Origin of the sequence: Liquorilactobacillus ghanensis DSM 18630, from assembly GCF_001435235.1 — a bacterium.
Taxonomy (GTDB): Bacteria; Bacillota; Bacilli; order Lactobacillales; family Lactobacillaceae; genus Liquorilactobacillus; species Liquorilactobacillus ghanensis.
Genome location: NZ_AZGB01000022.1, coordinates 73,082 through 90,967 on the forward strand (window position 1 = coordinate 73,082; position 17,886 = coordinate 90,967).

Annotated in this window: 18 protein-coding genes; 16 read left to right on the top strand and 2 right to left on the bottom strand. The window is 35.2% G+C overall.

Annotated features, from left to right (window positions below; translation table 11 throughout):
- Nucleotides 1-4: 4 nt before the first annotated feature.
- The 3 genes from FC89_RS09545 to FC89_RS09555 all read left to right on the top strand — a co-directional run bounded on the left by FC89_RS09545 (nt 5) and on the right by FC89_RS09555 (nt 1,723).
- Nucleotides 5-577, top strand: coding sequence for a GNAT family N-acetyltransferase (locus FC89_RS09545; protein WP_235804411.1), 573 nt, complete (start codon nt 5-7; stop codon nt 575-577).
- Between the two features lie 14 nt (nt 578-591).
- Nucleotides 592-1,074, top strand: a complete 483-nt coding sequence (locus FC89_RS09550) for an AAA family ATPase (protein WP_057872332.1) — start codon at nt 592-594, stop codon at nt 1,072-1,074.
- A gap of 205 nt (nt 1,075-1,279) precedes the next feature.
- Complete coding sequence (locus FC89_RS09555; protein WP_057872333.1) at nt 1,280-1,723, top strand: GNAT family N-acetyltransferase; 444 nt, start codon at nt 1,280-1,282, stop codon at nt 1,721-1,723.
- 1 nt (nt 1,724) lies between these two features.
- On the opposite strand, the gene FC89_RS09560 is transcribed toward FC89_RS09555, so the two are convergent.
- Nucleotides 1,725-2,282 (bottom strand): TetR/AcrR family transcriptional regulator, encoded by a 558-nt coding sequence (locus FC89_RS09560; protein ID WP_057872334.1) that lies wholly within the window; start codon nt 2,280-2,282, stop codon nt 1,725-1,727.
- A 189-nt stretch (nt 2,283-2,471) separates the two neighbouring features.
- On the opposite strand from FC89_RS09560, the gene FC89_RS09565 reads away from it, so the two are divergent.
- The 11 genes from FC89_RS09565 to FC89_RS09615 all read left to right on the top strand — a co-directional run bounded on the left by FC89_RS09565 (nt 2,472) and on the right by FC89_RS09615 (nt 14,839).
- The gene (locus FC89_RS09565) at nt 2,472-4,223 is read left to right on the top strand and encodes an MFS transporter (protein WP_057872335.1); all 1,752 of its coding nucleotides are present in this window, start codon (nt 2,472-2,474) and stop codon (nt 4,221-4,223) included.
- Between the two features lie 200 nt (nt 4,224-4,423).
- Nucleotides 4,424-5,239 carry a bifunctional hydroxymethylpyrimidine kinase/phosphomethylpyrimidine kinase gene (gene thiD / locus FC89_RS09570; protein WP_057872374.1) on the top strand — a complete coding sequence of 272 codons (816 nt, stop codon included), beginning with the start codon at nt 4,424-4,426 and terminating at the stop codon, nt 5,237-5,239.
- A gap of 162 nt (nt 5,240-5,401) precedes the next feature.
- Nucleotides 5,402-5,824, top strand: a complete 423-nt coding sequence (ndk, locus tag FC89_RS09575; RefSeq protein ID WP_057872336.1) for a nucleoside-diphosphate kinase — start codon at nt 5,402-5,404, stop codon at nt 5,822-5,824.
- 246 nt (nt 5,825-6,070) lie between these two features.
- The gene (locus FC89_RS09580; protein WP_057872337.1) at nt 6,071-6,523 is read left to right on the top strand and encodes a LytTR family DNA-binding domain-containing protein; all 453 of its coding nucleotides are present in this window, start codon (nt 6,071-6,073) and stop codon (nt 6,521-6,523) included.
- A 3-nt stretch (nt 6,524-6,526) separates the two neighbouring features.
- Nucleotides 6,527-7,237, top strand: a complete 711-nt coding sequence (locus FC89_RS09585; protein WP_057872338.1) for a LiaF transmembrane domain-containing protein — start codon at nt 6,527-6,529, stop codon at nt 7,235-7,237.
- A 32-nt stretch (nt 7,238-7,269) separates the two neighbouring features.
- A complete protein-coding gene (locus FC89_RS09590; protein ID WP_057872339.1) occupies nt 7,270-9,009 on the top strand; it encodes an ABC transporter ATP-binding protein in 1,740 nt (579 codons plus the stop codon).
- On the top strand, nt 8,993-10,774 hold the full coding sequence (locus FC89_RS09595; RefSeq protein WP_057872340.1) for an ABC transporter ATP-binding protein: 1,782 nt from the start codon (nt 8,993-8,995) through the stop codon (nt 10,772-10,774). The genes FC89_RS09590 and FC89_RS09595 overlap by 17 nt, the downstream gene beginning before the upstream one ends.
- A 573-nt stretch (nt 10,775-11,347) precedes the next feature.
- On the top strand, nt 11,348-11,905 hold the full coding sequence (locus FC89_RS12955; protein WP_057872341.1) for a hypothetical protein: 558 nt from the start codon (nt 11,348-11,350) through the stop codon (nt 11,903-11,905).
- A gap of 86 nt (nt 11,906-11,991) precedes the next feature.
- The gene (locus FC89_RS09605; RefSeq protein WP_338040053.1) at nt 11,992-12,930 is read left to right on the top strand and encodes an N-acetylmuramoyl-L-alanine amidase family protein; all 939 of its coding nucleotides are present in this window, start codon (nt 11,992-11,994) and stop codon (nt 12,928-12,930) included.
- Between the two features lie 324 nt (nt 12,931-13,254).
- Complete coding sequence (locus FC89_RS09610; protein WP_057872343.1) at nt 13,255-14,070, top strand: undecaprenyl-diphosphate phosphatase; 816 nt, start codon at nt 13,255-13,257, stop codon at nt 14,068-14,070.
- A gap of 139 nt (nt 14,071-14,209) precedes the next feature.
- Nucleotides 14,210-14,839: an N-acetyltransferase gene (locus FC89_RS09615; RefSeq protein WP_057872344.1), complete on the top strand. Its 630-nt coding sequence runs from the start codon at nt 14,210-14,212 to the stop codon at nt 14,837-14,839.
- Between the two features lie 72 nt (nt 14,840-14,911).
- On the opposite strand, the gene FC89_RS09620 is transcribed toward FC89_RS09615, so the two are convergent.
- Nucleotides 14,912-15,670, bottom strand: a complete 759-nt coding sequence (locus FC89_RS09620) for a CPBP family intramembrane glutamic endopeptidase (RefSeq protein WP_057872345.1) — start codon at nt 15,668-15,670, stop codon at nt 14,912-14,914.
- A 280-nt stretch (nt 15,671-15,950) separates the two neighbouring features.
- Here FC89_RS09620 and FC89_RS09625 point away from each other — a divergent pair, with 280 nt between their 5' ends.
- Nucleotides 15,951-16,829, top strand: a complete 879-nt coding sequence (locus tag FC89_RS09625) for a LysR family transcriptional regulator (RefSeq protein WP_057872346.1) — start codon at nt 15,951-15,953, stop codon at nt 16,827-16,829.
- A 93-nt stretch (nt 16,830-16,922) separates the two neighbouring features.
- Nucleotides 16,923-17,864: an NmrA family NAD(P)-binding protein gene (locus FC89_RS09630; RefSeq protein WP_057872347.1), complete on the top strand. Its 942-nt coding sequence runs from the start codon at nt 16,923-16,925 to the stop codon at nt 17,862-17,864.
- The last annotated feature ends 22 nt before the right edge of the window (nt 17,865-17,886 follow it).

Consider the following 17,886-nt stretch of genomic DNA (forward strand, 5'->3'; position numbering starts at 1 on the left):
ATAGATGGGGGAGGGGAACTTAACGCAAATTAATAAATTGAAAATTGAATTACGGCAATTAAAGCAAGCAGAGTTGGCGAAATTTTGGCAACTAGCTTTTAGTGATACTGAAGCGGAATGGATCAATTGGAATGGGCCTTATTTTGCCGAGTCATTACCTAATAAACTTGAATTTATCCAAGGAATCAGTAGCAAAGACTATTTAATTAATCCATTTAAAAAAATTATTTGGGTAGATAATCAAATGGTTGGAATGGTTTCAGCGCGTTATGTTGATGGTGATTTAAAACGTTGGCTTGAAATTGGCATTTGTCTTTATCAGTCAGCTACTTGGCGACAACATATTGGTTATTATTCATTAAAATTATGGCTGGATCAATTATTTCGAGAGACTGATTTGCCACACATTGGACTAACAACTTGGTCCGGCAATTATCGTATGCTGGGATTGGCAGAAAAGCTTGGTATGAAAAAAGAAGCGCAAGTCCGTCAAGTCAGATACTGGCAAAATCAATATTGGGATTCAGTTAAATATGGAATTTTAAGAACCGAATGGCAGCAAATAAAAGACAAATAGGAGAAAAATCAAAAATGTTAAGTAGTTTGATTCTTATTCGCGGGAATTCTGGCAGTGGAAAATCGACCTTGGCCCAAAAACTCCAGCAGTTTTTGGGAACAGAGAGCTGCTTACTGCTGCAGCAAGATAAATTACGCCGGAATTTGTTGCACGCAGATGATCACGTTGCTTCACCGGCAGTTGATTTGTTAGATACACTGCTCAAATTTGGCAGTCAGCATTACTCACTAACAATTCTTGAAGGAATTTTACGTAAGGATGTTTATGGTGAGATGCTAAAGCAGGCGATGATTTATTTTAATGACCAAAAACTAATTTATTATCTTGACTACTCATTTGAAAAAACAGTTTCTTTTAATTCACTAAAAGAGCAACCCTTTTCCGTTATTTTACTGCAAAAATGGTGGCGTGAACAAGATTGTTTGACTGCTAATGATCGACTATTAAATGGAAATCTTGAAAGTAATTATCAAAAAATCATTAATAATTTGCAGTAGTAATTTGTAACAATAGGTAAGAATTACTGCTTTATTTTCAATCTCTTTTAGATTGCATGAATTAGAAAAAATTTATTTTATACTTGGCTAGTCAAAGTCATTACACCCTTACTGTTTATAATGCTGGCAATCATCTTGAATTTATGCTTAATTCATAAACTAATTAACTAACGGAATGAAGTGAAGTGTTATCAAACTAAGAAAAATGGATTCAAAAGAATTTAAAACGTATTGTGAATCATCGATCAAAAAATACGCTCAAGAAAAAATTCGTGTTGCTACTTGGTCATCGGCAACTGCTGAGAAACAAGCAGCTGCCGAATTTCAGCGTCTATTACCACAAGGCGCTGCCACACCGGCTAATTATCTTCTGAAAATTATTATGTCAGCTGATGTTGTTGGCAATCTTTGGTTAGCAAGAGTTACTCAAGAACCAGCAACCGCTTATATATATGATTTTGAAATTTTACCAGCCTTTCAAAATCAAGGTTTGGGTACCCAAGCAATTAATTTAAGTTGTAAGTTTGCACAACAACATGGTTTTACCAAAATTCGTTTGCATGTTTTTGGCGGAAATCAACGAGCAGTGCACGTTTACCAAAAAGCAAATTTCGTAACAACCGATATCATGATGGAACGAAAGCTGTGAATCAATGCTGACTGATTTTATTTAGACCTTTCAACAGTGTTTGCACCATAATTTGTGGTTCTTCAGGTTGTTTCTTGGCCAACCAAGTATTTAAAATATTCCAAAACCCACCAACTGAGAAGCTCATAATATATTCGATCTCAGTTGCGCTGCCTTCGATATGCCAAGGAGCTTTAAAATCTCGGTATAGATTGCTGGCCTGAGGTGACATTCTGGACAAAAAGAAAATAAATAGATTTTGATTGATCAAAATTCGAATTTTCTCACGTTCTGGCCACCAAAATTCAAAAAATACTATTAAAACCTGCTCAAAATTCATTTTTGATATTTCCAGACTTTGTAACTGCGCAATATATTTTTTAATCAGCTGATCAGCGTAATAATCCAGCAATAGATCTTTACTTTTAAAAGAGCGATAGAAGGTCCGGCGTGATAATTGCGCTTGTTCAGCTATTTCTTTAACTGTGATCTCATTATAATTTTGCTGTTGCATCAAAGTAAACAGTGCTTCTAACAACCATGTTCGCGACTGCATTGCTAATCGTTCTTGTCCATTCATTTTAAATTATTCCTCCATGTCACAATAGTATTTCCAATGTAGCACTTAACCAAATTGGCTAGTTTTATCATTCAGTAACTATTATAATAAATTTTAGCAGAGATGTCACACGTGCGCACTTGTGACTCTGTTGTGCCAAAATGGCTTAGCATGCTAGCCTTAAAGAGTAATCTGGAGGGCTTTATTACAATGAACAAACAAAAAAAGTATTTTTTACCAGTTTTGTTACTAGGAAATTTATTATGTATGATGGATACTTCTATCATGACAATTATTTTACCGAAATTACAGTCAGCTTTTAATGAAAGTTTGACTAGTTTATCGTGGGCACTAAATATTTACACAATCTTTTTTGCGGCTTTGATTATTCCATTTGGTGGCTTGGCTGAGCGAATTGGACGAAATAAATTTGTTTTTGGCAGTTTGATAGTTTTTGGCATAGGATCCTTGTTATCAGGTTTGGCTCCTGATTTAAAATGGATGCTGCTTGCACGAGCAATTCAAAGTATCGGAGCTGCCGGAATTATTCCGACTAGTATGGTGATTGGACTTGAGCACAGTACACAAGCTAATCGAAATAAAATTGTTGCTGCTTTAGCTGGTGTTCAAGGATTAGCAGTAGCTCTTGGACCGGCGATCGGTGGAGTTATTGCAGAGTTTTGGGGCTGGCGTTGGGTATTTTTAATAAATCTTCCTTTAGTAGTTTTAGATTTACTATTGTTTTTCCGTGCTTTTTCACTAAAACATGAATTAACTAACAAAACGTCAATTGATTGGTTGGGAGCTGTATTAAGTATGACAATGCTGTTTTGTTTGTCGCTGGGATTGATCCAAGGTAACAAATGGGGCTGGCAATCATTGCCGATTATCCTGCTTTTGGGCGGTGCCGCCTTATTATTAATTGGCTTCCTGTTTTGGGAGAAGAGCCAAAAGAATCCAATGATTGATTTGACTCTTTTTAAAAGCCGTAATTTTAATGGAGCCAGCTTGGCATTAGTTTTATGTAATTATTTTCTTGGCGGCATGGCAGTTTTGATTCCAACCTTTTTGACACGCGTTCAAGGAGAGAGTGAATTAAAAGCTGCACTATTGATTACGCCATATTCATTAGCTGTAATGTTTTCCGTAATTGCGACTTCGTTAGTTATTAAAAGAATTAATAACAAGCTGCTGATCAGCCTTGGTTTTTTGACCATTGCACTTAGTTATTATCTTTTAGGAAATTTAAAGGTCACTGACAATTATCATCAGTTGATCATTGCTGATATCATTTTGGGCATCGGTTATGGTTTGGTCGCCGCAACTGCTAATATTCTAGCGGTTGCCGATTTTCACGGTAGTAAATTAACGGCTTCGCAAAGTGTAGCGAATGTTTTGCGCCAAGTCGGAATGGTGCTGGCGATCGCGATTTTTACAGCTGCTTTATCCGCTAATATTTCAACAGCTAAAAAGCATACATTTAATTATGCTAAGCAGCAAATACAGATATTACATTTCTCTTCTAAGCAAAAAAATTTATTGACCGCTAAAATAAAAAAACGATTGGCTCCCAATAATACTCAGCTTGAACAAAATGGTCAGCAATTTAAAACTGTTCGGCCACAAATAAGTAAAACAGCGCAACAAAAGTTGGTTAAACAAGCCTATCAGCAACAACTAGAACTATTTAGTCAAAAAAATAAGTTACTTCCAACAAAGATTCCTAAGATCGTTAAAGTCCAAATAAAGCAAACCGTTGAAAAAAATGTTAAATCAGCTATCCGCCAACAAGAACAGCATTTTAAGCAACAATTGGCACAGTTAATTCATCGTATAAAAACAAAACTTAAACAACAGTTGACGGCAGCTTTTTTGAATATTTACAGTACCATGTTTTGGGGAGCATTGCTGGCGTTACTAATTGTACCGATATTTAAATTTGAGCATCAAAAAGAATTATGAAATTTTAAATTAAGTTGTGTTAAATTGTTTTTTAAAACGTAATACTTATTGAAAATAAACAATTTTGTTGGTTAGTTATGCTATACTGGGTACAATAATTTTACTTACTGTTGGAACTAATTTGATTGGTCGTCCAAGTAAGTAATTATTATTTTAATCATGAATGGTTTACTTTAGTAGTTAACAAGAAAGGTGATTTTATGGTGAATGAGTATCCTCAAGTAATGACAATTGCTGGTTCAGATAGTGATGGTAGTGCTGGAATGCAGGCTGATCTTGAAACTTTTTTCACAAGGAAAGTGTACGGAATTTCGATAATGACAGCTTGCGTTGCTGGTAATTCATATGGAATTCATGCCAGTGCTACTTTACCGCTTGACTTTATTCGCCAAGAATTTGCAGATACCGCAGCTGATTTTAAAGTAAAAGCTGCTAAAACCGGCATGCTTGCTGATACCGAACTGATCAAAGAAGTTGTTGCTGATTATCAAAAATATGCTTTTGGACCATTAGTAGTCGATCCAGTGATTATGACCAAGCACGGCAACCAGTTGTTGGAAGAACAAGCAGTTGATACTTTGCGTAAATTATTGATCCCACTGGCAACCGTACTTACGCCTAACTTTTATGAATCGGAAAAGTTGACGGGAATGCAGATTAAAACTGATGTTGATTTGGAAAAAGCTGCTCATAAACTACAAGAACTTGGTGCAAAAAATGTAGTTGCAAAGGGCTCCCATCATGATCCGCAGCAAACAACAGTTAAAGATTTTGTTTTGTTGGCATCCGGTAAAAGCTTTTGGCTGACTGACCGTTATTATCCAACAACACATATCAATGGAACTGGTGACTCTTTATCAGCATGTATTGCAGCTGAGATAGCTAAAGGAACAGACATTGAAAAAGCTATTCGCATTGCTAAAGATTATGTCAACACAGCTATCAAGCAGGAAATAGCCGTTGGTCATAAGTTCGGTCCAATTAATCATTGGGCACCAACTTTGAACAAATTCTGAAAAACAATTCTTTTTAATTAGACACAGCCAATTTAGTAAAAAAAGTACTGAATAATAATTTTTTTGATTTAAAAATGGTAATGTTTTTAAATCAGGTCTTGCTTTTTTAACTATAAAGCTGGAAAATTAAAATGTATTGAATTCTAGTTTGGAGGAATGAAAATGGCAAAAGAGAGAACATTAATTCTGATTAAGCCTGATGGAGTTGCTGCAGGACATGTTGGTGAAATTATTGCGCGAATCGAACGCAGGGGCTATCAGATTACAGCTTTAAAAGTAACACAAGCAACTGACGAAAAGTTGAAAGCTCATTATTCCGAAAAAATTGATAAACCTTATTTTGGCGACATTGAGTCATATATGAAAGAAGGACCGATTGTTGCTATTATTGCAACTGGTGTTAATATCATCAATGCCTTTCACAAAATGGCAGGAAAAACGAATCCAACCGAAGCAGCTCCTGGGACTATCCGGGGTGATTTTGGTCATGAATCCGAGGATGGCAATTTGCGCAATGTTGTGCACAGTTCTGATGGAATTGCTGCCGCTGAAAAGGAAATAAAAATTTGGTTTCCTGAATTTTAAATTCAATTCAATTTACTAACAAACATGAAACTTTAAAAAGCCAGAGCACAAGATGTGAAGTACCCTAAAGTTATCGGAGATAAGCTGACAATTTTAAGGCAGTTCAAAACTGCTGTGGCTTTTTACTTACTTTTAAAACAGTAAATTAAGACCTCTTATACTGAAAAACTAACCACTTGCGCGCTAAATATTTTCATAACTGCAAAATTATGGTTTACTTAATAGCAATGAGAGGAGGCCAAACAGATGAAAATTAAAGTTGAGATCGATCCTCAGCTTAGTGAAACAGAAGTCATTGTTCGAACTCCCAAAATTGACGAGCAAGAAATCAATTATTTATATGATGTCATTGCTGAAAAAAATAAGAAAATGAAACTCAAATTATTTCAAGGAGAGACAACTTATTATGTTAATTGCAATGAGCTGCTTTTTTTTGAAACAAGCGGTCGTTTCATTCAAGCACATACTAGCTCGGCTGTCTATGATACGCATTTTAAACTATATGAACTTGAAAAATTACTGCCTGCCAATTTTATGCGGGTTTCCAAATCAACTATTCTTAATACTGATCAAATCTTTGGCTTAACCCACTCGTTGACAAATAATTTGGTAGAATTTCAAAATACATATAAACAAGTTTATGTTTCTCGTAAATATTTCAAAAAATTAAAAGATACACTCGACAGTAAGGAGCTGTAGTCTATGCGAACAAGAAAACTTATTACCGGCGTTGGATTGCTGGGATTAGCCGTATTACTTATTTTGAATAAGTTAGAAATCATTTCATTTCACTTTGAAATCTGGACAATTATCCTTACCATCTTTTTTGGAGTTACTTTAATTCAAGGATTAGTTCATCGACGTTTGACAGAAAGTATCTTTTCAATTGCCTTTCTTTGCATGATCTATGCCTCAGAACTGGGAATTGAAAAATTGGTTCCGTGGACCATTTTAGTAACAGCCTTGTTAATCGATATTGGTTTATCGTTGATATTTCATTCGTTTTTCAAATATTCATTCGGATGGAGCAAGCTTGGAGGGAAAAATTATGATGATGCTAAACAAGCGATTAACTCCGATGAAAAAATAATTATTAACGAGCGGATGTCCAGTAGTATTCGCTATGTCAAAACTGATCATTTGCAGCGCATAAAAACCAATGTCACTCTTGCCACGCTTAGGTTGTACTTTAATCAAACCGAACTGCAAAATCATCAAGCTACTCTAATTATTAACAGCACGCTTAGTGAAATCCGATTATACGTACCTAAAGAATGGGATGTTGCAATTAATATTGATAATATCTTAAGTGAGATCAAGGAGGAGAATAAACCAGCGCATGAAGTGCTGACCGAGCGCTTAAATCTTCGCGGCAGTTTAAATCTGTCTGAAGTGAAAATAATATACGTTTAGCGTAGTAATTAAATTCAGGAGTGTAATTAATCATGGGAATATTAAAACCTTATTTCAGAAAAAATCTGCTTTCGATTTTGGGAGCAGTCATTTCGGTAATTATTCTAGCCGGTAATACTTTATGGCAGCCTAAATTACTGCAAGTTATCATGAATGCGATTATCGCCAATAATCGCGGGCAAGTTTTTGAATACGGAATCCAACTGATCGTCTTAGCGGTCGTCGGAATCATTGCCGGTATTTCAGGTACTTTTTTTGCAGCTAAAACAGCTCAAGCAGTCACTGCCGGTTTGCGAGCCGATACTTATCGCCAGATTCAGCAATTTTCTTTTGGAAATATCGAAAAATTTTCGACTGGCAGCTTAGTTGTTAGATTGATCAATGATTTAAATCAGATTTTAAACTTAGTGATGACGTTACTGACACAAATTTTGCGTATTCCAATTTTGTTTTTAGGGGCGTTTATTTTAGGAATCATGACCATCCCGCGCTTATGGTGGATTGAAATTTTGATGGTTATTCTGATTGTTGCTCTATCTGCACTTGTGTTTTCAAAAATGGGCAATTTATTTAGTCGTTTCCAAACATGGCTGGAACGGATGAATAACGTTGCCAAAGAATCGATGCAAGGAATTCGGGTGGTAAAATCTTTTAACCAAGAAGAAAACGAGACACAAAAGTTTGCGAAAACAGCCAATCAACTTAGAGATCTCAACTTAACGATCGGTTATTTGTTTGCCTTAATGATCCCGGGCTTTACCTTGATTTCAAATATTATGATATTATTGGCTGTTTATTTTATCGGCACGAGCATTGTTCAACATCCCCATGATTTGGCAGCAATTGCATCGTTTATCTCATACTTGATGCAGTTAATGTTTGCAATTATTATTGGAGCAATGACTATGACAATGTTTTCTAGAGGGATGATCTCTTTAAACCGGGTCAAAGAGGTGCTGGAAGAAAAACCGGCTCTGAAGTATTCGACCCAGGCTGATATTCAGCAATTAAATGGTGAGGTCGAATTTAAAGATGTGAGTTTTGCTTATCCCGGTGCTACTGAATTAGCACTGAAAAATATTTCTTTTAAAGCCGCAGCCGGTAGTTTTATTGGAATTGTTGGTTCAACTGGTTCCGGTAAAACAACTTTGGCGCAACTGATTGCTCGTTTATACGATCCAAGTTCCGGTTCAGTCCAATTTTCAAACCATGATTTGCGGGAAATACCTAGTGAGGTGTTGCGGCAAACAGTTAGTTTCGTCTTGCAAAAAGCTGTTTTGTTCTCTGGAACGATTGAAGACAATTTGAAGCAGGGAAAAAAGGACGCTTCTCATGCCGAAATGAACTGGGCACTTAAAGTTTCGCAAGCAGCTGAATTTGTAATGAATTATCCTGATGGTGTCAAACATTATGTAGAAGAACGATCAGCTAATTTTTCCGGTGGGCAAAAGCAGCGACTTTCAATTGCTCGCGGAATTATTAGCAAACCGCCTATTTTAATTTTGGATGATTCAACTTCAGCATTGGATGCTCAATCAGAGCAATTGGTTCAGCAGGCGCTTGCGACAGAGATGAAAGCAACAACTGTTTTCATGATTTCAGAAAAAATTTCTTCAGTGATCAAAGCTGATCAGATTTTAGTTCTTGATCAAGGAAAATTAGTTGCAGTCGGAACGCACCAAGAGCTGGTTAAGAATTCATCAGTTTACCAAGAAATTTATGCGGCGCAACTTGCCAAAGAAGGGAGAGTTGAAAATGCAGAGCTTTCGTGAACCATTAGCCTATTTTAAACATTATTTAAAACCGTATTGGAAAGGCTTGCTGCTGATCGTAACTTTAACGATAATTTCAACTTGGGCGCAGATTGAAGCTCCTGTTTATCTCGGCAAGGCAATGACTAGTCTCAGTAAGTATTTGACGGCTTATCTAAATCCCTTGACGCGGCAACAAGCATCCCTAAATAGTTTTTATCATATCCTTTGGCTGATTTTTATTTTTTATCTATTGTCTGCGTTCACTATGTTGATTTCGAGCTGGTGGACATCAAGAATCAATGCTCTGTCAACTAATCAAATGCAACGCGGTTTGTTTGGTAAGCTGCAGCGGCTGACCATCAGTTATTTTGATCGTCATCAGGATGGTAAACTTTTATCATTGTTTACCTCGGATTTGGATAATATTTTCAATGCGATGAATCAAGCTATTTTTGAACTGATTACCCAGGTGGTTCTGTATGTTGGCGTGATCTGGATGATGTTTTCACTCAATGTTAAGCTGGCTTTGGCTACGGTTGCTTCAACACCAGTGGTAATTATAATTGCCTATTTCATTATTCGCAAAGCACGATATTATATTGATCGCCAGCAAGAAGAAATTGGCAAATTAAATGGTTACATTAACGAACAAATTAACGGAGAAAAAATAATTATCACTAATGGCTTGCAAGAACAATCAATCCGTGAATTTAACCGTTTAAACGAGAATGTCCGGCAAGCAACTTTTAAGGGACAGTTTTATTCAGGTATTCTCTTCCCACTGATGCAGGGATTTTCACTCTTGAACTTAGCGATCGTAATTGCTTATGGTTCATGGATGGTTGTAAATGGTGAGGTCGGACAAGCGGTTGGTTTAGGTTTAGTTGTAACTTTTGTTCAATATTCACAACAATATTTTCAACCAATTACCCAAATTACATCAATGTATTCAATGCTTCAACTAGCAATGACTGGGGCGAAACGGTTGCTGCGTGTTCTTAAACAACCGGAAGAACATGTTAACTCTGCCGGAAAACAGTTAACACAAATAAATACCGGTGTGAAATTGGAAAATGTCCATTTTGGATATGATAAAGAAAATGAAATTTTGCACGGGATTAACCTTGAAGTGGCTAAGGGCAAAATGATTGCACTAGTTGGGCCGACCGGTTCTGGGAAAACGACGGTAATGAATTTATTAAATCGTTTCTATGATGTTACAGATGGTCATATTCTTTTTGATGATGTTGATGTTCGTGACTTTGAATTACATGCTTTGCGGCGAAATATTGGTATTGTTTTGCAGGACTCAATTTTATTTTCGGGAACAATTGCTGAAAATATTAAGTTTGGTAAGCCAGATGCCAGTGATCAACAAATGATCGCAGCGGCTAAACAGGCACATATTCATGAGTACATTGAAAGCCTGCCTGATAAATATCAAACCAAGGTTGATGAAGAAAATTCAATTTTATCAGTTGGGCAAAAACAATTAGTCAGTATCGCGCGAACTTTACTAACAGATCCGACTTTTTTAATTTTGGATGAAGCTACTTCAAATGTAGATATGGTGACTGAAGCTAAAATTAAACAAGCTATGGATAATGTCATTGCCGGTAGAACAAGTTTTGTAATTGCGCATCGTTTAAAAACGATTGTTGAAGCCGACAAAATAATTGTCTTGAAAGACGGTCAGATCATTGAACAAGGGAATCATCAGCAGTTGTTAGCGGAAAAAGGTTTCTATTATGATCTTTACACGAATCAAATGGTTTTTGAATAGACATTTTTAAATTTTAGCGTAACAAAAATTGGATATTTAGTCCGAAAAGACTAATTTTAAGCATTAATTTTGTTTTTATGTTGCTAATGTGTAACATTAAAATAAATCAATGCTTTTTTGTTACATTGATGACATTTTGAGATATATTTTTAATCTTTTGTTATCTAAAATTACAATAAAATGTTATAAAATTATTAATAGAGATAATAATATATTACTTACAAGCGGGGTGAAGCGATATTAAACGGAAGACTAAATTAAATTTCTGTGGAATTTTATTAACTGTCAGTTTAGTTTGCTTTGCCGCTGATCAAGCCAAAATTCCCAATATTTTAGCTGATGCAGCAAATCAAACAACCGCCAGAATACAGACAACCAGTTCAAGTGCAAGTTCGATCACCGATAATTCAGCAGCTAGTTCAAAACAAAGCTATTTAAAAGCGACTGTCAACAATTCTTCAGCATCTGACAATTCAATAGATAGTTCGACAACAAGCAGCAGTGAAGACCAGACAAGTTCAAGTTCTGCGGATTCAGCAAGTACGTCTTCTGCTGATAAAGGAACTGAAAGCAGTGCAGAAACAAGCAGCAGTGAGAATCAGACAAGTTCAAGTTCTGCAGATTCAGCAAGTACATCTTCTGCTGATAAAGGAACTGAAAACAGTGCAGCAACAAGCAACAGCGAGAATCAGACAAGTTCAAGTTCTGCGGATTCAGCAAGTACATCTTCTGCTAATAAAGGAACTGAAAACAGTGCAGAAACAAGCAGCAGCGAGAATCAGACAAGTTCAAGTTCTGCAGATTCAGAAGACAGCTCTTCGTCTAATAAAGAAACTGAAAGCAATTCGACGACTTCAATCGTCAGTTCAAGTGATGACTCAAGTTCTACCACAACTGCTGGTACGAGCAGTTCAGCAGCGGCGACCGAAACGCCACAGCCTGCTGCAAAATCAATGGCAGAAAAGACCGAGAGTATTGCACCACCAGCATCATCAACTCAGCAAACAACAACTAATAAAACTAGTACTTCTCAAGTTAGTTCCCAAACTAGTATTTCTACCAGCTCAAGCAGTTCGGCAACGATTGTTTTTTATTCCAAGAAAGCGACCACTGCTAAGTTGGCAACGGTAATTGCACCATTAAATCATAAAACAGTCAATATTGATTTAAAATTAGCAGATAAAATTCGTTCCAATCAGGCAGCCTATTTAAACCAAATGCGAGCTAAAGGTGTAATTAAACATGTTCGACCATTCAGCTCAAAAACTAGTCAGCAGGAGTTGAATGCTGAAATTGCCTGGGTGCATGAATTGATTCAACGACAATTACAACAAGTGGGGCAGAGTAATTTCTGGCGGGCAACCTTTAGGACCATTTTGAAGGATAATGATCCGTTTGAGAATCCTATTTTCCTGCGAGTAAATCATTTTAGTGCAGAAAATTTCTTGGATAACTATCAAAATTTCTCACAGACTCAATCAGAAGTTTCACTAGATCCATTACGTAAAATTTTGTTTAAAATTGACTCTCAAGGAACTATTCAATTATTAGGAATTAATTCTCAACAACGATTGCTTGAACTTGAAAACAATATCCCTGCCAGTGGTTGGTATCAAATTGGACAAGGAAATTTTTATTACAATCAAACTGGTACTTTGCTAAAAGGCTGGCAAACAATTGGCTCAAAGAAATACTATTTTGAACCAACTGATGGTAAGCTTCAAACCGGGATTCGGACAATTAATCAAAAGACTTATTTCTTTGATTTTCAAACCGGTGCAATGCAAACTGGTTGGCAAAAACTCGGCAAGGGTATGATTTATACTGACAATCAAGGACAATTGCAAACTGGTTGGCAAACAATAAATGGAGATCATTATTTTTTCAGTCAGCAAACTGGTTTTATGTTAACAGGTTTTGCTGAATTCAAGCTTGCAAATGCAACTTACTATTTTGCTCCAGACGGAAAACAAGTCTTTGGCCCACAAACAATTAATCAGCATGATTACTTATTTGATCAAAAAACTGGGAAAATGAAAACCGGATTACACTATCTTCCCGAAAAGCGAAAAATTGTTTTTTATGATAATACTGGAAAAATGGTTTATCAGCAATCAGCGGCTGAATTTGCTGCCAAGCATACTCAACAAATTTAACCAATTCTCAAGTGAAAAACTATTTTAAGCATCTCGATAACGCAAAATTGGAATTTTTCCCAATTTTGCGTTTTTTTGTGGCCTTATTGAAAAAGACTTAATTTAAAATTCGCGATAAATGATGTTTATTATATGATTTAAATATTCAATCGTATATTATGATAATATAGTTAAATTCATCGTTATGCTTTATTTATGAAACAAAATATGATATTTATCTTAAGTTGTTAAATATCTGGCAAAGTGTTTTAAGAATTACTAATAAGTATCTAAAAATTGTCCTTGGCAAGTTACAATTAACTAGCAGTTGAGGAGGACATTTAAATGAATTTTTTCCAAACAATTATTTTAGCAATTGTTCAAGGAATTTCAGAATTATTTCCAATTAGCAGTGTTGCACATTCGGTCATTGTTCCGTATTTATTTGGTTGGCAGCTTGATCCTAGTTTTTTGAAACATAATTTTTTAGAGTTTGTAGTAATGATGCATATCGGAACGACAATCGCACTCTTAATTTATTTTCGGAAAGACTGGGCTAAAATCTTTCGTTCGATTTTTAACGCACGTGATTCAAAACAAACTTTGAAGTTAATTATCTGTGGGACGATTCCAGCTATTATTTTAGGTGGTATTTTCGAGAAAAATATTACAAATGCCTTTAGCGACGTTGTATCAGCAGCCAGCTTTTTAATATTAAATGGTATTTTGTTATTTCTTGGTGAACGATTACGCAAAAAGGGAAGCAAACGTCTGGAGGACCTGAATTGGTGGCAGGCAATTATTATTGGTGTTTTTCAATCATTTGCTCTAATTCCAGGCTTTTCCCGTTCTGGTTCCAGTATGACAGCTGGTTTTTGGATGGGGTTATCAAATGAGGAATCAGCAAAGTTTTCAATGTTATTATCCACACCAGTAATTGCTGGCGCAGCAGGTTTGGAAATTCCGAAAATGATTGCCCATCATCCAGCAGGTCTTTTGAGTTTATCATTGACTGGCGGAATTGTTGCTGGATTTTTCGCCTTTTTAAGTGTTTATTTCTTAATGCACTGGTTTAATCGTAAAGAAATCAATACAATGGGACCATTTTCAATCTATTGTATTGTGATGGGAGCCGGCGTATTACTTTCAAAAATTTTATAGAATTTAAAAAACTACACGACAAATACAACTTCAGTGTCTATTAATGGACGTTGAAGTTGTATTTGCGTTTCTCAATTAGGTAACTTACCGATATAATAAATATAAAGTTACAGTAAGTAAGTGAATGGAGGAAAGCAAGATGATTTTATATCGAAAAGCCGAGATGAATGAATTAAAGCAAATTACAGAAATGTGCGCGCAAGCTTATCGAAATTATCCGTTGTTTCATATTTTACGGACTGAATTTAAATCTCATGATCAGTACTTTGCTTTTTTAACTGCACTAGAACATATTTATGCTAAAACTTTTATTAGACGACGTTTGTGTTTAGTTGGCACTCAAGCTGGTCGAATCGTTTCAGTAGCTATGCTGCAAAATCCACAAATACCATCAATTGGAATTATTGAATATTTACGAAACGGTGGGGCAGCTATTTTTAAGCATGCAAATATTTTTTTAGTCACATCATTTCTTAAATTGGTCGATCGAACCGAAGCGGCACGGACAAAAATTACCGAGCCTAATTGGTATCTTGCTAATTTAGTTGTTAATCAGAAATTACAAGGACAGCATCTGGGTAGTGATATGTTAAAAAAGGGTGTTTTACCATTTATCAAGCAACATAAGGGAAAGCTGCTGACCTTTAATACTAACACTGAACAAAACAGTAAATTTTATCGTAAAAATGATTTTATTGAATTTGATCGACGATTTTTAACGTGGAAAAATAACCAATTGGAAAATTGGAGTTTTCTGATGCACTTATAAATTATAAAAAAACATCTGCTATTGATTTATCATCATTTGGTGAATTTATTAATAGCAATTAAACTATTGTAATCAAGCTGTTTGTCTGAGTAACAATTTATCAGCGTATATCAGATAAACTATACTAACCAAAAATAATGGTACCAAGATTATCAGCAAGTCGCCCCAACTACCGCTGTTAAGGTGAGGTGCATATATTGAAGAACTCCAATCAATAAGAAAATGTAAAATAATTACCCATAGAAGCCGGTTAGTAATGATGCGTAAAACTGCTAAAAATGTTCCGGCGGCAAACGTATAAACCATTTGCTCAAAAACTGCCTGCGGAGCCATACTAGTAATATTAACAAGATGTAAAAAACCGAAAATCAATGCGGAATAAAGTGCAGCTTTAGTTAATTTATAAGTGGAGCTTTCGTATATTGCATGTCCCAAGAAACCCGAAAAAAATAACCCGCGAAAAATAGCTTCTTCTAGAATTGCAGCTGCTAAAGCAGTCATCGTGTTTAAAATTAAAAATTTGCTTTGCAAAACCTGAAGAATATTAGTAGGAACTTGTTCGACGAGTAATAGGATAATCACAACAATCAGTATGATCCATCTCCAGATCCATGATGATTGGGTCCATAACAAGTTCTTTTTGAAAATTTTAAACGATCCTAAAGCATAATAAGCAATTAGCAGTGCAACAATGGCAATAATAAAGTTTGCTGTTGTTTTAAAAGTTAAAGAAGTATCGTAAAAGAACAGACTCAAAAAGAAGAAAAGTAAAAATAGCATAACTCCCCAGTAAATTTGTCTTCCCCAAGACCAACGATTTTTAAAAAGCATTCAAACCATCTCCTATCAATATGATATCATTATAATATCACAAAAAAGCATTTTTAAAAGATACTTTTAAAAAATGTTTTAATTACATATTAAAAGTTGGCTAAAAGCAATTAATCCATAAGCGAAGTCTACCTGTTTTCTAAGCAAGTTAAGTTCTATATAATATAAGGTGGTTCTCTTAAATTAATAGCAAAAACCTGGTTAATGCTTGACGGTAATAATTATTTTAAAATATTTGCGTGTTAAGCTTGTAGTGATAAATAGAAATGGTGGTGTTAGGTTGAATCTCAATTCTTTAAAATATTTTGTTGACGTTGTTAAGCTGGGAAGTTTTACTGCGGCTGGTAAGAAAAATTTAGTAGCACAAACAAGCATTTCACAACAAATTCAGCAGTTGGAAAATTATTTTGACTGTTTATTAATTGATCGCTCTCAAAATCCTGTTAAACCAACAAAAGAAGGGCAAGTATTATTTACTGAGTCAGAAAAATTATTAAATCAATTTCAAATATTAGAAAAAAATGTTCGTAAGAGTACGACAAGAAAAATTAGAATCCAATATTCATCGATTATGGATATTCAATTACTGGATAAACTATTAGACAAAGTTACTAAAAAGCAGGATTTTAATTTTGAAATTGAGAAAGTTAGTTTAAGTAATATTTCAAAATACTTGAATCAAAACAAATATGATTTTGCTATAACATTTGATTCGGAATTTTATCAAGAATCAGATATTGAGACATTGACGTTAGATCAAGGAAAATATTTGGCAGGGGTTGGTAGTCACCACCCGTTTTATAATTTGAGCTCTTTAACTATGCAGCAAGTCTATAGTTCTTTATTAATAATGTTAAGTCCGCAAAAAATTGGAAAATCTTATCAGTTAATGCTCAATCGGTCACTTGATAAAAAATATCATCCGCAAATTTCGTACTTAGCTGATGATGTTGAAAGTGAGTTGCTTTTAATTCAGCAAAAGAAATTACTGGGTTTTTTCCCTGAGCATTATCCCTTGAATCTCAATAATAACTTAATAAAATTAATTCCAATCGTTGATAACCCGCATAGATATAAGATCGTTTTAGCTTACAAACAAGAGAATTTGAGTCAAGTAGGGAAACTATTTTTAAAAGCGGCAAAAGAAATCGTTCCATAGGAAAAACCTATAATGTTATCTAAAATCCATATTAGACTTTGTGATTATTTTCACCTATATTGAAGTTAGTAAAAAGTCAGGAGGATTTTTAAAATGAAAAAAATTATACTTACAGGTGTTGATGGTAATTTAGGTTCGCAGGCGGCTTCCGAATTGTTGCAGTTGACTAATAAAGATAACTTGCTTTTTTGCGGCTACAACACTGAAGTATTAGCTAACTACCAAAAACAAGGTGTCAAGACACAACAAACTGATTTTAATAACTTGCAGGGACTGGCTGAAAAATTTGGTAATGCAGATGTTTTGGCTCTAATATCAATGCCTTTTGTTGGAGAAAAAAGACAACGAGCTCATAAGAATGTGATTGATGCAGCCAAAGCAGCCGGAGTTAAAAAAATTGTTTATACTTCACTGGTTAACGCTGACGATCCAACTAATCCAAGTATTGAAAAGATCGACCATGCTTTTACAGAAGATTATATAAAGAAAAGCGGTCTCGATTATATCTTTTTGCGTAATTCACAGTACGCTGAAGCGATGATAACCAATTACTTTACCTTTGTACAGCAAGGCTCGCTTTTAAAAAATAATCAGGGTGAAGGAAAAATGGCTTACATTTCCAGAAAAGATTGTGCCAAAGCAGTTGCTTATGCTCTGTTGGCGGCTGATCTGCACCAGCAAGTTTTGAATATAAATGGCAAGCAGCTAATGACTATATCTGAGTTCATTGAAATTGGCAACCAAAAAACCGGCAATCAAGTTAAATATCAATTTATTTCCGATGAAGAAGATTATGCTGTATTTGATGCAATGGGTGTTCCCCGAACAACCGAGGGTAAATTCAAAAAAGATTCCGAAGCTCCATTTTCTTCAGATGGAATGGTGACGTTTGGTAAAGCGATAAGAGAAAACAAAATGGCAAGTTTTACTAAGGATTTTGAACAACTGACTGGCAGTGAACCGCTAAGTGTACAATACATGTTTGAGAATTCACAAGAATTTCAAATTGGACAGCGTCATTCTCTGGATAAGTAAAAGAAAATATGAACAAGCTCGT

Coding starts and splice junctions, on each gene's coding strand:
- FC89_RS09605 (WP_338040053.1), top strand. CDS start 11,992: ATGCGAGCTAAAGGTGTAATTAAACATGTTCGACCATTCAGCTCAAAA.
- thiD (WP_057872374.1), top strand. CDS start 4,424: ATGGTGAATGAGTATCCTCAAGTAATGACAATTGCTGGTTCAGATAGT.
- FC89_RS09550 (WP_057872332.1), top strand. CDS start 592: ATGTTAAGTAGTTTGATTCTTATTCGCGGGAATTCTGGCAGTGGAAAA.
- FC89_RS09615 (WP_057872344.1), top strand. CDS start 14,210: ATGATTTTATATCGAAAAGCCGAGATGAATGAATTAAAGCAAATTACA.
- FC89_RS09545 (WP_235804411.1), top strand. CDS start 5: ATGGGGGAGGGGAACTTAACGCAAATTAATAAATTGAAAATTGAATTA.
- FC89_RS09620 (WP_057872345.1), bottom strand. CDS start 15,670: ATGCTTTTTAAAAATCGTTGGTCTTGGGGAAGACAAATTTACTGGGGA.
- FC89_RS09590 (WP_057872339.1), top strand. CDS start 7,270: ATGGGAATATTAAAACCTTATTTCAGAAAAAATCTGCTTTCGATTTTG.
- FC89_RS09595 (WP_057872340.1), top strand. CDS start 8,993: ATGCAGAGCTTTCGTGAACCATTAGCCTATTTTAAACATTATTTAAAA.
- FC89_RS09565 (WP_057872335.1), top strand. CDS start 2,472: ATGAACAAACAAAAAAAGTATTTTTTACCAGTTTTGTTACTAGGAAAT.
- FC89_RS09630 (WP_057872347.1), top strand. CDS start 16,923: ATGAAAAAAATTATACTTACAGGTGTTGATGGTAATTTAGGTTCGCAG.
- FC89_RS09610 (WP_057872343.1), top strand. CDS start 13,255: ATGAATTTTTTCCAAACAATTATTTTAGCAATTGTTCAAGGAATTTCA.
- FC89_RS09560 (WP_057872334.1), bottom strand. CDS start 2,282: ATGAATGGACAAGAACGATTAGCAATGCAGTCGCGAACATGGTTGTTA.
- FC89_RS09555 (WP_057872333.1), top strand. CDS start 1,280: ATGGATTCAAAAGAATTTAAAACGTATTGTGAATCATCGATCAAAAAA.
- FC89_RS09580 (WP_057872337.1), top strand. CDS start 6,071: ATGAAAATTAAAGTTGAGATCGATCCTCAGCTTAGTGAAACAGAAGTC.
- ndk (WP_057872336.1), top strand. CDS start 5,402: ATGGCAAAAGAGAGAACATTAATTCTGATTAAGCCTGATGGAGTTGCT.
- FC89_RS09585 (WP_057872338.1), top strand. CDS start 6,527: ATGCGAACAAGAAAACTTATTACCGGCGTTGGATTGCTGGGATTAGCC.